The organism is Pseudomonas sp. SCB32 (assembly GCF_009189165.1).
In the GTDB taxonomy this organism is placed as follows: Bacteria; Pseudomonadota; Gammaproteobacteria; order Pseudomonadales; family Pseudomonadaceae; genus Pseudomonas.
Window position 1 is genome coordinate 1,398,605 of record NZ_CP045118.1, and the last position, 14,386, is coordinate 1,412,990.

General features: G+C 66.9%; 14 protein-coding genes. 3 read left to right on the forward strand and 11 right to left on the reverse strand.

The window, feature by feature from the left end:
• Nucleotides 1-394: 394 nt before the first annotated feature.
• From GA645_RS06460 to GA645_RS06485, 6 genes are all read right to left on the reverse strand, one after another.
• Entirely contained in the window at nucleotides 395-1,036 is a 642-nt protein-coding gene (locus GA645_RS06460; RefSeq protein WP_152221023.1) for an NAD(P)-dependent oxidoreductase, read from the reverse strand.
• Between the two features lie 116 nt (nucleotides 1,037-1,152).
• Entirely contained in the window at nucleotides 1,153-1,785 is a 633-nt protein-coding gene (locus tag GA645_RS06465) for a potassium channel family protein (RefSeq protein ID WP_178119497.1), read from the reverse strand.
• Nucleotides 1,786-1,857: 72 nt separating this feature from the next.
• Nucleotides 1,858-2,742 carry a 3-hydroxyisobutyrate dehydrogenase gene (gene mmsB / locus GA645_RS06470; RefSeq protein WP_152221025.1) on the reverse strand — a complete coding sequence of 295 codons (885 nt, stop codon included), beginning with the start codon at nucleotides 2,740-2,742 and terminating at the stop codon, nucleotides 1,858-1,860.
• Between the two features lie 137 nt (nucleotides 2,743-2,879).
• Nucleotides 2,880-3,983, reverse strand: a complete 1,104-nt coding sequence (locus tag GA645_RS06475; protein ID WP_152221026.1) for an enoyl-CoA hydratase/isomerase family protein — start codon at nucleotides 3,981-3,983, stop codon at nucleotides 2,880-2,882.
• A 10-nt stretch (nucleotides 3,984-3,993) separates the two neighbouring features.
• Nucleotides 3,994-4,812 (reverse strand): enoyl-CoA hydratase, encoded by an 819-nt coding sequence (locus GA645_RS06480; protein ID WP_152221028.1) that lies wholly within the window; start codon nucleotides 4,810-4,812, stop codon nucleotides 3,994-3,996.
• Nucleotides 4,813-5,114: 302 nt separating this feature from the next.
• Nucleotides 5,115-6,278, reverse strand: a complete 1,164-nt coding sequence (locus GA645_RS06485) for an isobutyryl-CoA dehydrogenase (RefSeq protein WP_152221030.1) — start codon at nucleotides 6,276-6,278, stop codon at nucleotides 5,115-5,117.
• 149 nt (nucleotides 6,279-6,427) lie between these two features.
• On the opposite strand from GA645_RS06485, the gene GA645_RS06490 reads away from it, so the two are divergent.
• From GA645_RS06490 to ung, 3 genes are all read left to right on the forward strand, one after another.
• The gene (locus GA645_RS06490) at nucleotides 6,428-7,306 is read left to right on the forward strand and encodes an AraC family transcriptional regulator (RefSeq protein WP_152221032.1); all 879 of its coding nucleotides are present in this window, start codon (nucleotides 6,428-6,430) and stop codon (nucleotides 7,304-7,306) included.
• A 94-nt stretch (nucleotides 7,307-7,400) separates the two neighbouring features.
• A complete protein-coding gene (locus GA645_RS06495; RefSeq protein ID WP_152221034.1) occupies nucleotides 7,401-7,967 on the forward strand; it encodes a hypothetical protein in 567 nt (188 codons plus the stop codon).
• A 54-nt stretch (nucleotides 7,968-8,021) separates the two neighbouring features.
• Nucleotides 8,022-8,714 carry a uracil-DNA glycosylase gene (ung, locus tag GA645_RS06500; RefSeq protein ID WP_152221036.1) on the forward strand — a complete coding sequence of 231 codons (693 nt, stop codon included), beginning with the start codon at nucleotides 8,022-8,024 and terminating at the stop codon, nucleotides 8,712-8,714.
• Nucleotides 8,715-8,806: 92 nt separating this feature from the next.
• Here the strand turns inward: ung and GA645_RS06505 are convergent, their stop codons facing one another.
• Genes GA645_RS06505 through GA645_RS06525 form a run of 5 tightly spaced genes read right to left on the reverse strand, consistent with a single transcriptional unit; the run spans nucleotide 8,807 to nucleotide 14,201 of the window.
• On the reverse strand, nucleotides 8,807-9,850 hold the full coding sequence (locus GA645_RS06505; protein WP_152221038.1) for an AbrB family transcriptional regulator: 1,044 nt from the start codon (nucleotides 9,848-9,850) through the stop codon (nucleotides 8,807-8,809).
• On the reverse strand, nucleotides 9,843-11,360 hold the full coding sequence (locus GA645_RS06510) for a tripartite tricarboxylate transporter permease (protein WP_152221040.1): 1,518 nt from the start codon (nucleotides 11,358-11,360) through the stop codon (nucleotides 9,843-9,845). The genes GA645_RS06505 and GA645_RS06510 overlap by 8 nt, the downstream gene beginning before the upstream one ends.
• A gap of 10 nt (nucleotides 11,361-11,370) precedes the next feature.
• A complete protein-coding gene (locus tag GA645_RS06515) occupies nucleotides 11,371-11,838 on the reverse strand; it encodes a tripartite tricarboxylate transporter TctB family protein (RefSeq protein WP_152221042.1) in 468 nt (155 codons plus the stop codon).
• A 54-nt stretch (nucleotides 11,839-11,892) separates the two neighbouring features.
• On the reverse strand, nucleotides 11,893-12,870 hold the full coding sequence (locus tag GA645_RS06520; RefSeq protein WP_152221044.1) for a tripartite tricarboxylate transporter substrate binding protein: 978 nt from the start codon (nucleotides 12,868-12,870) through the stop codon (nucleotides 11,893-11,895).
• A gap of 29 nt (nucleotides 12,871-12,899) precedes the next feature.
• Nucleotides 12,900-14,201: an OprD family porin gene (locus tag GA645_RS06525; protein WP_152221046.1), complete on the reverse strand. Its 1,302-nt coding sequence runs from the start codon at nucleotides 14,199-14,201 to the stop codon at nucleotides 12,900-12,902.
• Between the last annotated feature and the right edge of the window lie 185 nt (nucleotides 14,202-14,386).

Sequence of the window (14,386 nt, forward strand, 5' to 3'; positions counted from 1 at the left end):
CGACCTTCTTTGGCAAACGCCCCAAAGAAGGCAAAGGTCTTGCCCCTGTCATCCGGTTTTTCGCTTGGGGCGAAAAATTCCCTCGTCGAATCGAGGTTTCAGGGGCACGCTGCGAAGGGCCATCCCTGGCCCATCGCAGCTCTCGCGACATCCATGTCGCTCAACCCCTGAAACTTCGATTCAACGAGGCCTCCTGAAAGGGGCGGTCCGGAGTGCGCGGATGTTTCTCTGGAAATCTTTTTCAAGCCAGAGCCAGAGCGGTGGGCGCTCTTCCGTAGGAGCGGACCCTGTCCGCGAAATCCACCGCGACGAAATACGTTCCCACCGGAAATACACCTCAGCATGACGCCAGAGCCTGTAGGAGCAAGGTTGCTCGCAAACCCTCCGGACCCCGTCAATACGCCACGGTAAACCGCTGCTGATGATGGTTGGCCTGCTCGGCCTCGTCGATCATCGCCACCGCCAGGTCCGGCAGGGAGATGCGGCTTTCGCCCTTGGCGTCGAACAGTACCTGGTCGCCACCGATGCGGAAGCTGCCGGTGCGGGTTTCGCCGTCGAGCAGCATCGCCGGGCTGAGGAAGGCCCAGTCCAGTTCCTTCTCGCCGCGCAACTGGTCCAGCGCATCGGCTGCGCCCAGAGCGCCTTGCTTCCACTGTTCGGGGAATTCCGGGCTGTCCACCAGGCGCTGGCCGGGGGCGATCTCCAGGCTGCCGGCGCCGCCGAGTACCAGCAGGCGCTTCACACCCGAGGCCTTCACGCCATCGACGATCGAGCGGCTGCCTTTGGCATGGGCGCCACGGATATCCGGATTGCCCCAGCCGGAGTTGAAGGCGCTGATCACGGCGTCCTGGCCGGCGACGGCCCGGGCGACCTGGGCCGGATCGTAGACGTCGGCCTGGACCACCTTCAGGTTCGCACGCGCCGGCAGCTTCGCGGGGTCGCGCACCAGTGCGGTCACCTGGTGACCACGGCGCAGGGCTTCTTCGAGGAAGTAATGGCCAACGTGGCCGGTGGCGCCGATCAGGGCAATGTTCATGGGATCACCTCGTGTGGGGGAGGCCGCGCGTCGGCGGCAGGTGACTCATCTTCGGCGCGTGGCGGCCGGTGATAAAGCCCGGCAGGCGGCATGCACTCGTAAGCCTGGCTTAATAATCACCCCTTGATGTCGTCGTTCATCAGGCTCAGACCCCGGGCGACCGCCAGCGCGATGAACAGCGCGCCCATGATCGCTTCGCTACCGGCCAGCAGGCGTGCAAGCGGATGGATCGGCACGATGTCGCCGTAACCGATGGTGGTCAGGGTGATCATGCTGAAGTAGACGAAGCTGGCCATGTCCAGCGGACCATTGCCAGTCTGGAAACTGTGAGGGTGGAGGTGCTCGATCAGGTTGTAGGTGAGTGCGAAGGACAGCACGAAGTTCAGGTACAGCGCGCAGAGCCCGTAGAGCAGCTCGCGGGTTACCGGCCGCTGCTGGGTGACCCGGTGGAAGATACTGACGACCAGCAGCAGGATGAAGGCGATCTGTGGAATGCCGCGCTTGAGAAGGGGGTGGATTTGCCAGCTGTCGGGTACGAAGGACATGCACAGGCTGAGAATGCCCATGGCGCAGATCAGCTCGAACCACTTGCTGTGGCTGCGCACGGTGTTGATCCCGGCCAGGACCATCAGTAGCAGGCTGCCAAGCTCCATCAGCATGGGTGGGGAGGGGAGCGAGAGGACCAGCAGTGCCAACAGGACACTGTTGAGCAGCAGGCGGAAACGGTAGTGCGACAGGAATTGCTTCAAGGTGGTTGCCGGACGTGCAACTGAGGGCCGGCCAGTCTGGTCCAGCCCCTTGTCGGACTGCCATGCCTCGGACTAGGAATCAAAGAGCTTCTGTATGACAGAAAAGTCCTGTTCTCCATGCCCCTGCTTCACCAGCAGCCGATACAGCGCCAGGGCCAGGCTACCCATGGGCGTACTGTTGCCGCTGACCTGCGCGGTTTCCTGGGCCAGGCCCAGGTCCTTGGTCATCAGCGCAGCCATGAAGCCGCCGGTGTAGCCGCGAGACGCGGGGGCGTTCTCCATCACGCCGGGCCAGGGGTTGTACACCTCCAGCGCCCAGTTGCCGCCGGAGCTGCGGCGCATGATTTCCGACAGCACCACCGGGTCGAGGCCGTTGGCGGCGCCCAGCGCCAGGGATTCGGCAGTGCCGATCATCAGCACGGCGAGCAGTTGGTTATTGCACACCTTGGCCACCTGGCCGGCGCCGTCGCTGCCGGCGTGGAAGATGTTGCGGCCCATGGCGGAGAACACCGGGCGGGCGCGTTCGAGCACCTCGGCATCGCCACCGACCATGAAGGTCAGGGTGCCGGCGATGGCGCCGCCGGTGCCGCCGGAGACCGGCGCGTCGAGCATCGGGATGCCGCGTTCGGCGGCGGCCTGGTGGACCTTGCGCGCGGAGGCGGGGGCGATGGTGGAGCACTCCAGCACCAGGGTGCCGGGCGTGATGTGCGTCAGCAGGCCGTCGACGCCCAGGTAAAGCCCTTCGACGTGCTGGCTGGCCGGCAGCATAGTGATCACCAGGTCGGCGCCGTCGACCGCGTCATGGGCGCTGCGCGCCGCGCTGGCGCCCTGTGCGACCAGGCCGTCGATGGCGCTCTGCACCAGGTCGAACACGCGCAGCAGGTAGCCGGCCTTGATCAGGTTGGCGGCCATGGGGGCGCCCATGTGGCCGAGGCCGATGAAGGCGATGGTTTGCATGCTGGTTTCCTCCTGTTCAACGACAGGCACTCCAGCGCAAGGTATCTCCGTAGGATGGGTAGAGCCTGCGAAACCCATCAGGCCAGGGCGATGGGTTTCACTTCGTTCTACCCATCCTACGGTGGAGGGCGCGGCGGCTACAGATCCGCCAACGGATGCTCGCCCTCCCAGGTCGCGTCGAAGTGCGCATTCACCACAGCATCAGGTATGGCAGCGATATCCGGCCAGTGCCAGTGCGGGGCGTTGTCCTTGTCGATCAGCCGGGCGCGCACACCCTCCGGGAATTCCGGGTGGCGGCAGCAGTTCAGGCTCATCGCGTACTCCATGCGGAATACTTCGGCAGTCGACAGATGGCGCGCGCGACGAATCTGCTCCCAGACCAGGCGGGCGGTCAGCGGGCTGCCGGAGACCAGGGTCCTGGCCCCCTTGGCAATCACCATGTCGCTGTCCTCGGTGAGCGGCGCCAGCGCGTGCCAGGCCTCCACTACGTTGGCGCAGTCCAGCAGGGCGTCGATGCGCTCGCGGCGCGGCAGCAGCTGGGGTTGCGGCAGTTCCCCGCTCGCCTCGTGCTCCAGTGCGCGGAGCAGGCTGTGCAGCTGGACGTCGGCCTGTTCGCGCCAGTTCAGTTGTACCAGGCCTTCGATCAGGTCCTCCTGCTGGGTGTCGAGCAGGAAGCGGTCGGCCAGGTCCAGGTCCAGCGCGTCGCGGGCATTCATCTGGGTGGCGGTCAGGCCGAGGAACAGGCCGAAGCGGCCCGGCAGGCGAGCGAGGAACCAGCTGGCGCCGACGTCCGGGTACAGGCCGATGCTGATCTCCGGCATGGCCAGACGGGTGGACGGGGTGACGATACGTACGCTGGCGCCCTGCATCAGGCCCATGCCGCCGCCCATCACGTAGCCATGGGACCAGCAGATCAGCGGCTTGCCATAGCTGTGGATGAGGTAGTCCAGACGATACTCGTCGGCGAAGAAGCGGCGGGCGAGGGCGGGGACTTCGCCGGGCTGTTCGCGGCAGGCGTCGACCAGCTTGCGCACGTCGCCGCCGGCACAGAAGGCTTTGCCGCCATTGCCGCGCAGCACCACGCAGGCGATCTGCGGGTCGTTCTTCCACACGCCCAGCTGATGATTGAGCGCTTCGATCATCGGCAGGCTCAGGGCGTTCAGGCTCTTCTCGGCGTCGAGCGTGGCGACGCCGATGCGGAAACCGTGCAGGCCGGGGCGCTCTTCGAACATCACGTTCATGGTCTGTCCCTTATTGGTTGCGCCAATGCGGTTCGCGTTTTTCCAGGAAGGCGTTGACGCCTTCGCGGGTGTCGTCGGCATCGAACAGGTCGACGAAGCGCTCGCGCTCTTCCGGCAGCCAGGTGGACGGGCCGCGTTCGCGGGCGCCCTGGATCAGCGGCTTGATGGTGCGTACCGCCACCGGGCTCTGGCGGGCGACCTTGGCCGCCAGCAGCAGGGCGGTGCCACGGGCTTCGCCGGTGTCCACCACCTGCTCGACCAGGCCGATGCGCAGCGCGGTGTCGGCGTCGACACGCTCGCCGCAAAGGATCATGCGCTTGGCCCAGCCTTCGCCCACCAGCCACGGCAGCGCCTGGGTGCCGCCGGCGCAGGGCAGCAGGCCCACGGCGGCTTCCGGCAGGGCCATCTGCGCCTGGCGCTCGGCGATGCGGATGTCACAGGCCAGGGCGCACTCCAGGCCGCCGCCCATGGCGTAGCCGTTGATCGCGGCGATGGACACGCCACGGAAGTCGCGCAGGGCCTCGAAGGCCTCGCCGAAGCGGCGGGCCATCTCACGGGCTCGGGCCTTGTCGCCGTCGGCGAACATGTTCAGGTCGGCGCCGGCGGAGAAGAATTTCGGGCCCTGGCCGGTCACCACCAGGGCGTAGATGTCGTCGTCGCGGTTGAGGTGCTCGATCAGCTGGCGCAGGCCGATCAGGGAGTCGCGGTCCCAGGTGTTGGCCGGCGGGTGGTTGATGGTGATCAGCGCGGTGTGGCCGTGTTTCTCCACGGTCAGCTTGTGGGTCAGGTCGAAGACTCCGGGCTTGTAGGGCTCGAGGGCATTGCTCATGGGGCATCTCCTTGTCGGTGCCGCCGGCGGGCGGACGCGTGTGCCTGGACTCTAGGCGCGCGCGCAGTGGCGCGTCCATGTCCGATCTGTTCGATTGCGCCCGCATGGGCGGGCGGTTTTTCCAGTGGGGCGCGGGCTTCGTTCACTGGGTGATGCCCCTTCCGGCCAGCGCAAGCGCTGTTCGCGATGGAGCCACGTCCCGCGTTCGCGGGAATGACGGGGTGAGTATTGAACTTCCCCTCTGTCATCCCCGCGGACGCGGGGACCCAAAAACAGCCGTTTCTACAACAACCACACTGCTGTTACAGCAAGCGATCCAGCATCCCGCCCTGTTCCAGCAGGCGGCGGGCGACGATCACCCGCATGATTTCGTTGGTGCCCTCCAGGATCTGGTGCACGCGGCTGTCGCGTACCCAGCGCTCCAGCGGGTAGTCGTTCAGGTAGCCGTAGCCGCCGTGCAGCTGCAGCGCCTCGTTGCACAGGGCGAAGCAGCGGTCGGTGGCGAAACGCTTGGCCATCGCGCAATACAGGGTCGCCTCGCCGTCCTTGTGGTCCAGCTTGTGCGCGGCCAGGCGCACCATCTGCCGGCTGGCGGTGAGGTCGGTGAGCATGTCGGCGAGCTTGAACTGCAGGGCCTGGAACTCGGCCAGCGCCTTGCCGAACTGCTTGCGCTCCTCGACGTAGCGCAACGACTGCTCCAGTGCCGCCTGGGCCGCGCCGAGGGAGCAACTGGCGATGTTCAGGCGGCCGCCGTCCAGGCCTTTCATGGCGTAGACGAAGCCCTGGCCTTCCGGGCCGATGCGGTTGCCGGCGGGGATACGCACGCCTTCGAAGGTGATGGTGCGGGTTGGCTGCGCCTTCCAGCCCATCTTGTCCTCGTTGCGCCCGTAGCGGATGCCCTCGGCATTGGCCGGCACCAGGAAGCAGGAGATGCCCTTGGCGCCTTCCTCGCCGGTGCGCGCCATGACGATCAGTACGTCGGTGCTGCCGGCGCCGGAGATGAAGGTCTTGGCGCCATCCAGCACGTACTCCTCGCCGTCGCGCTTGGCGCGGGTACGCAGGCGCGCGGCGTCGGAGCCGGCGTCCGGTTCGGTGAGGCAATAGGAAGCCAGCAGCTCGCCGCCGATCATCCCTGGCAACCACTGCTCCTTGAGCGTGGCATCGCCGAAGCTGGCGAGCATCCAGGTGGCCATGTTGTGGATGGTGATGTAGGCGGTGGTGGCGACGCAGCCGGCGGCCAACTGCTCGAAAATCAGCGAGGCGGACAGCCGTGACAGGCCCAGACCGCCGTCTTCCTCGGCGATGTACAGACCCAGGTAGCCCTGCTCGGCGGCCAGGCGGATCACGTCCACCGGGAAGTGGTGCTGGCGGTCCCAGTCGGCGGCGTGGGGGGCTAGTTCGCGGCTGGCGAAAGCGCGGGCGCTGTCCACCAGCAGGCGTTGTTCTTCGGTCAGGTCGAAATGCATGCAGCTACCTCGGATTGTTCTTGTCGGCCACATCGTCGCGCAGTGCGCGAATTCTCATCGGTTATAGCGGTTGCATCGGCGGCTGTGGATTGACGATCTTGCTCGGGGGATGGATGATCTTGGTATTCATGAGAGCGGGAAACCTCGCCATGTCCCGTCCACTCACCTCCTCCTGGCCACTGCCCCAGCAGGGTGTTCGCTTCATCACGCCGCCGCGCCTGCGCCGGGCGTTGGACCGCCATCCGCTGGGCCAGGCCTGCTATCCATTGGCCCTGGGCTACTACCCGGCGGCGGTGGGGCACCGCATGGAGCGGGAAAATCCGGACGACCACCTGCTGATCTACTGCAGCGCCGGCCACGGCTGGCTGGAAACGGAGGATGGACGATTCGAGGTCGCCGGTGGCGATCTGCTGGTGCTGCCCAAGGGCCGCGCCCATGCCTATGGCGCCGATGCGCAGCGGCCCTGGTCGATCTTCTGGGTGCACCTGGATGGCCGGTTGGCCGAGGAATTCCTGCGTCTGCTGGGCAAGTCGCCGCGCCTGCGGGTCGGTGTGCAGCCGCGTCTGCTTGGCGAGTTCGACGCATTGCTGGCGTTGCGCCGGCAGGGTCTGAGCCTGCCGCACTTCATTCATGCCGCGCACCTGCTGCAGAGCCTGCTGACCTCGCTGGCCCTGCGTCCGGTGCGGGCGCGGTTGAAGTCCGGGCGGGTGCTGGACGTGGAGGCCGTGCAGGCGCTGATGCGCGAACACCTGCATGACACCCTGAACCTCGACGAGCTGGCGGCGCAGTTCCGCCTGTCGCGCTTCCACTTCGCCAAGACATACCGTGCGCTGACCGGGCAGGCGCCGATCCAGGACTTCATCCGCCTGAAGATGACCCACGCCTGCCGCCTGCTCGACCAGGGCAACCTGGAGGTGCGGCAGGTGGCTGAGCAATTGGGCTATGCCGATCCCTACTACTTTTCACGGCTGTTCAAACGCGTGGTGGGCATGGCGCCCAGTCATTACCGGGCGCTGCACCAGGGGTGATGGCGCGCGCTGTCCTATGCGATGGCGTCCGTGACCGTGCATACACCTGGCATGGTCGTTAGTCTGCGGCGACTGCCCGGACAAGGACTTGCCCATGCTCCCCGTGATTGCCGAATTGCTGCTGACCCTGGCCTGCGCCGTCGCCGCCGGGCTCGCCCTGCGCGAGCGCCAGGGCTGGCGGGCGCTGGGCTTTCTGTCGATGGGCGTCGCGGCGTTTCTCGGGGCGTTGGAATACGCCGGCATCGCAGCAGTAGCTGAGCCGCATCATCTGGCGAGCGTATTGTCCGGAGCGCTGGGCCTGCCGCTGATCGCACTCGGGCGACTTTCCGCTGGAGCAGGGCGGCAGGTGCTGGTGCTGCTCGCTGGGGCGGCACTGCTATTGCTCCCACCGCCGGCCACTTTGGCCATCAACCTGATCGCGCTGCTGCTGATCGCCTGGCCCGGTCGTTCCAGTCGTTTTCCACTGGCGTTGCTCGGTGCGCTGCTGTTCATCGGCAGCGGTCTGCTGATCGGCACCCGCGGCGAGTGGGCTGGCGTGCCACGGCGGGAGCTGTTCCACCTGGGGCTCACGCTCGCCGTGGCGGCTTGGGCGCTGGCCGGGCTGGGCAGTGGGGCGGTGCGCGTGCCGGGGCTGCCGAAGCCTGGGCAGCGGTCGCCTTGACTTGGCCGGGACGCTTGCTTAGCGTGCCGGTTCGTTTTACCAGGCAGACGCACCATGACGAATGAAGATCGGATCAAGCTGGAAGCCAGCTGGAAGGACGCCCTCCACGAGGAGTTCGAGAAGCCCTACATGAAGCAGCTGGGCGAGTTCCTGCGCGCGGAGAAGGCGGCTGGCAAGGTGATCTTCCCGCCCGGTCCGCTGATCTTCAACGCGCTGAACACCACGCCGCTGGACCGCATCAAGGTGGTGATCATCGGCCAGGACCCCTACCACGGCCCCGGCCAGGCCCACGGCCTGTGCTTTTCGGTACAGCCGGGCGTGCCGACGCCGCCGTCGCTGCAGAATATCTATAAAGAGCTGCAGCGCGACCTGAACATCCCGATCCCCAATCACGGCTACCTGCAGCACTGGGCCGAGCAGGGCGTGCTGCTGCTCAACACCTCGCTCACCGTCGAGCAGGCGCGCGCGGGCTCCCACGCCCAGGCCGGCTGGGGGCCCTTCACCGACAAGGTGATCGAGATCGTCAGCCAGCGCTGCGAGAACCTGGTGTTCCTGCTCTGGGGTTCCCATGCGCAGAGCAAGCAGAAGCTGATCGACGCGCAGAAGCATCTGGTGCTCAAGTCAGCTCACCCGTCTCCGCTTTCGGCCTACCGGGGCTTCCTCGGCAACGGGCATTTCAGTCGCACCAACAAGTTCCTCGAACAGCACGGCCTGGCGCCCATCGACTGGTCGCTGCCGCCGGTCTGACACGCCCCTCTCCCCGAAAAAAAGGCCCGCACGAGGCGGGCCTGGAGAAATCGCCGGGGAACTCAGCCCGGCGAGCGTGGCACTTGCTGCACTCACTCCGCCGCTTCGGCGCGACGCTGCCAGAGGCGGAAACAGGGTTCGGCGAGAAACAGCACCAGCAACAGGCGCAGCACCTGCAGGGCCGTCACCAGCGGCACTGACAGCTGCAGCGTCTCGGCGGTGAGGCTCAATTCGGCAATGCCGCCGGGCATCATGCCGAGCATCAGCGACTGCTGATCGAGCGGCCCGAGCCAGCCGATCAACTCCGCCACCAGCGCCGCCGCCAGCATCATCCACAGGGTGCAGAGCAGGCTGCGGCCGACGAAGGCCGGCGCATTGCGGAAGAAACTGCGATTGAAGTGACAGCCCAGCGCGCTGCCGATCAGCCACTGGCCCAGCGAGCTGCTGCCCGCCGGCAGGCCGATCTGCAGGTCGGCGGCGATGGCGGCGACTGCGCTGACCAGCAGCGGCCCGAGCAGCCAGGGATTGGGTTGGCGCAGCGCCTGCAGGACCAGGGCGACCACTGCGCCGGCCGGCAACAACAGGGCCAGCCAGGCCCAGCTGACGGCGGATGCGTGCGCGCTCGGCGGTTGAGCATGGAGCAGCCAGGTGAAGGCCGCCGGCACCAGCAGTACCACCAGCAGCAGGCGCAGGCTCTGCGCCGCCGCCACGCGGCTGGATTGCGCGCCGTGGCGCAGACCGAGGTTGACCATCTCGCTGGCGCCGCCGGGCATGCTGGAGAAGAACGCCGTGGCGCGGTCCTCGCCAGCGCGGCGCAGCAGGACGATGGCGGCCAGGCTCGACAGCGTGGTGGCGAGTGCGCCGACCACCACGATGGCGCCGTGTTTGAGCACCTGCTCGACCACCGCCGGGGTGAAGTGCAGGCCGATCCCGGTGCCCACCAACCATTGCCCGGCCTTGCGCGCGCCGGGGACTTCCGCCAGCGGCCAGTCCAGCAGGCAGCGGCTGAGCATCACCGCCAGCAGCGAGCCGATCATCCAGGGCAGCGGCCAGCCGACCCCTTCGGCCAGCCAGCCGCCAAGGGCGCCGATCAGGGGCGTTGCCCAGAACAAGCGCCAGTTCGCCAGTTTATGCATCAGCCAGCTCGACCGGGGCACGACGGCCGCGCTTGCGCCAGGCGCGGTACAGCGGCAGGCCGAGCATCAGTGCGACCAGGGCCCAGGTGCCGAGGGTGATCGGGCTGGACCAGAGGATGCCCAGTTCGCCGTTGGAGATCGACAGCGCGCGGCGCAGGTTCTGCTCCATCAGCCCGCCGAGGATGAAGCCCAGCAGCAGCGGCGAGAGCGGGAAGTCCAGCTTGCGCAGGAGGTAGCCGAGGATGCCGATGGCAACCATCAGGAACAGGTCGAAGGTGGTGGCGTGCACAGCGTAGACGCCGATCGCGGTGATGATCGCGATGCCCGGCACCAGCGCCCAGTTCGGCACCGAAAGAATGCGCGTGAACACCCGGACCATCGGCACGTTGAGGATGATCAGCATGACGTTGGCGATGAACAGCGAGGCAATCAGGCCCCAGACGATGTTCGGCTGCTCCTGGAACAGCAGCGGGCCGGGGGTGATGTTGTACAGGCTGAGCGCGCCGATCATCACCGCGGTCGTGCCCGAGCCGGGTACGCCGAGGGTCAGCATCGGCACCAGGGCGCCGCAGGCTGCGCCGCCGATGGCGGTTTCCGGTGCCGCCAGTCCGCGCATGTCGCCCTTGCCGAACGTGCCGGTTTCGCCAGCCAGCTTCTTCTCGGTCATGTAGGCCACGGCGCTGGCCAGGGTGGCACCGGCGCCGGGCAGGACGCCCATGATGAAACCGAGCAGGCCGCAACGCAGGTTGACCACGAACACCGAGGCGGCCTCCTTGACGTTGAACAGCATGCGCCCACTGGCTTCGACCATCTTGTGGCCGTGGTGGGTCTTCTCCAGCAGCAGGAGGATTTCGCTCACCGAGAACAGGCCCAGCACCAGCACCACGAACTGGATGCCATCGGAGACGTGGATGTTGTCGAAGGTGAAGCGGTACACGCCGCTGTTGGCGTCGATCCCGACGCTGGAGAGGAACAGCCCGAGCAGCGCCGCCAGCAGCGTCTTCAGCGGCCGATCGCCGGCCAGTCCGCCAAGGGCGACGATGGCGAAGACCATCAGCACGAAGTATTCGGCGGGGCCGAAGGCGATGGCCCACTTCGCCAGCAGCGGGGCGAACAGCACCATGCCGCAGGTGGCGATGAAGGCGCCGATGAACGAGCTCCAGGCCGACAGCGACAGGGCCACGCCGGCCAGGCCGTTGCGTGCCATGGGATAGCCGTCGAGGGTGGTCATCACGGTGGAGGCTTCACCGGGGATGTTCAGCAGGATCGAGGAAATCCGCCCGCCGTATTCGCAGCCCAGGTACACGGCGGCCAGCAGGATCAGCGCCGACTCCGGCGGCAGGCCGAGGGCGAAGGCCACCGGGATCAGCAGGGCCACGCCGTTGATCGGGCCCAGGCCCGGCAGCAGGCCGACGACGGTGCCGATCAGGGTGCCGATCAGCGCGGTGATCAGGTTGTAAGGTGTCAGGGCGACGCCGAAGCCTTGCCCGAGGTAGCTCAATGTTTCCATGATGGTTTCCTCAGAGCAGGGGTTCGAGGATGCCCAGCGGCAGCGGGACATCCAGGGTGCGGTCGAACAGGACGTACAGGCCGATGGCGAGCAGCGTGGCGGTGACCACGCTGGTCACCGGGCGGCCGCCGTAGATCAGCGCGATGAAGGTGCCGACCAGGGCGCTGGCGGGGATGAAGCCCAGCGGCTCGAACAGCCCGGCGTAGACCGCCAGCAGGGCGACGCAGAGCACCACCTTGGCCAGCAGCGCGCCTTCCAGCGCGGGCTCGTCCTCGTCGCGCTTGATCGGCGTCGGGCGGGCGATCAGCCAGGCCAGGCCCACGGCCATCAGGCCCAGGCAGAGCAGCGGGTAGGCACGCGGGCCGACCGGTTCGTAGGAGAAGGGTGCCTGGAGCTGCCAGGCGATCAGGGCGAAGGCGACGCAGGCGAACAGCCAGGCGCCGGCGAACAGCCGCTGGAAGAGGCTGGTTTGCGACATGGGGAGACTCCTTGCGTCGGCGGCTGCGAGGAGCCGCCGACGCTGCGCGGGGCGTTACTGGATGAGGCCGAACTCGCGGGCGAGCTGCTTGTACTGGGTCACCTGCTGCTTCACGTAGGCATCCAGCTCCGGGCCGGTCATGGCGAAGGGGAACAGTTCGCGCTGGTCGCGCAGCTTGGCGAAGTCTTCCGAGGCCAGCAGCTTGTCGAAGGCGCCTTTCCAGAAGGCGTAGTCCTCCTCGCTCACCTTCGGTCCGACGTAGAAGCCGCGCACCACCGGCCAGACGATGTCGTATCCCTGCTCCTTGGCGGTGGGGATGTCGGTCATGCCTTCATCCTTCAGGCGCTCCTCGGCGAACACCGCAAGCAGGCGCATCTTGCCGGCGCGGATGTGCGGCATGGAGTCGGAGATGTCGGTACTGCCAACCTGGATGTGCCCGCCCAGCAGAGCGGTGGCGATCTCGCCGCCGCCTTCCAGGGCAACGTAGCGCAGCTGCTTGGGATCGATGCCGGCGGCCTTGGCGATCAGTGCGGTCTGCATCCAGTCCTGGCTGCCGACGGTGCCGCCGGAGCCGATCACCACCTTGCTCGGGTCGGCCTTGAGCGCGGCAACCAGGTCGTTGAGGTTCTTGAATGGCGAATCCGCCGGCACCGCGATGGCGCCGTAGCTGGTACCCACCGCCGCCAGCCACTTCACCGCACTTTCATCGAAGCGGCCGAACTTGCCTTGCGCCAGGTTCAGCAGGGAGCCGCTGGAGAAGGCCGTGATGGTATTACCGTCGGCCGGGCGCTGGGCGACCACCGCGTTGTAGGCCACGGCGCCGACGCCGCCGGGCATGTAGGTGACGCGCATTGGCTTGGACAGCAGCTTCTCCTCCATCAGGGCGCTTTGCGCCAGCTTGCAGGTGAGGTCGAAGCCGCCGCCGGGGGAGGCTGGCGCGATGCATTCCGGGCGCTTGGGCTCGGCGATCAGGCTGCCGGCGAACAGCAGGGTGGCGCCGGCCAGGGTCAGGTTGCGCAGGACGGTGGACATGGGCAATTCCTCTCTTGTTGTTCTTTCGATTACCAGATCGCCAGGGAGTAGCTGAGGTAGACGCGGGTTTCGTCGGCATCGCGGGCGAAGCTCGAGCGGTAGGTGGCGTTGCGCACGCGCACGGCTACGTCCTTGAGCGGGCCGCTCTGGATCACGTACTTGATGTCGGTGTTGCGCTCCCATTCCTTGCCGTGGCCGTCCATGCCATTGATTCTGGCATCGTCGCCGCTGACATAGCGATTCATCAGGGTCAGGCCGGGAATCCCGAGGCCGGCGAAGTCGAAGTCGTGGCGCAGTTGCCAGGAGCGTTCCTCGGCATCGGCGAAGTCGCCGACCTGCACGAAGTTCACCAGGTAGGGGTTGCTGCCATCGATGTAGGGGAAGGCGGTGTCGCCGTTCATCTGCTGCCAGCCCAGGCTGAACTTGCTGGCGCCCAGGGCGTAGCCGAGCATGCCGTTGAAGGCACGGTTGTCGATCTTGCCGCCGCGCGCTTCACCCTGGTCGTCGCTGAGCGCCAGTCGCAGGTCGGCGCTGAATTTTCCGGGGCCCAGCGGATAGCTGGCGAGCAGGCCGACGAAGTGCTGGCGGTAGACGTTGTCCAGCTCGGCGTAGTGGTAGCGGCCGGTGAGGTGGTCGGTGAGCTTGTAGTCGCCGCCGGCCAGGTCGTAGTGGTCGCCTTCGGCGCTGCCGCCGCTGAAGCGCTTGTTCTTGTTGTTCAGCGCGAGATCCTGCCAGTGGGTGGAGTCGCGGTCCTTGACCTTCTCCAGGCGACCGCCGGTGAAGTTGAGGCCGGGCAGGTCGGTGGAGTTGAGCAGCCCGCCTTCGAAGGTCTGCGGGAACAGGCGGCTGTCATTGGGCTGCAGGGTCGGCAGGTCGGGGATCAGGCTGCCGATCTTCAGCTCGCTCGCCGAGACCTTGAACTTGGTGGTCAGGCCGAGCTTGCTGTATTCGTCGGCGGCGCGGCCGTCGTCGTGGGTCGGCAGCAGGCCGGTGCCGGTGCGGTCGGGCGAGGAGTCGAGCTTCAGGCCAAGCATGCCCATGGCGTCGAGACCGACGCCGACGGTGCCGGGGGTGTAGCCGGACTGGAAATCGAGGATGAAGCCTTGCGCCCATTCTTCGCGCTTGGACTGGCCGCTGCCGTCGCGAAAGTCACGGTTGAAGTAGATGTTCTGGGTGCTGAGGGTGGCGCTGCTGTCCTCGATGAAACCTGCTGCATCGCACAGCGGGGCGAAGCCGGCGACGGCCAGCAGGGCGCTCGCGCGGGCAGTGGACAGGCAAGGGAAAATGGGCTTGCGGGCAGCCAGTGCAGCCTGGGGCTGGACAGTGGGCATCTGTGGTCTCCGGTTCTTGTTGTTGTCACGAAAGGGCACCACGCCGCCTTTCGCTCTGAGCGGTCTTCGCCGCTTGGGGGCGATGCTAACGGGCTAAGCTTTCACCAGGCTTTCAGTCGGCTTTCGCAGTCTTTTCAACGAATTTCCCCCATTCACAGCGGCGCGCGGATGGGTACACTGCCGGC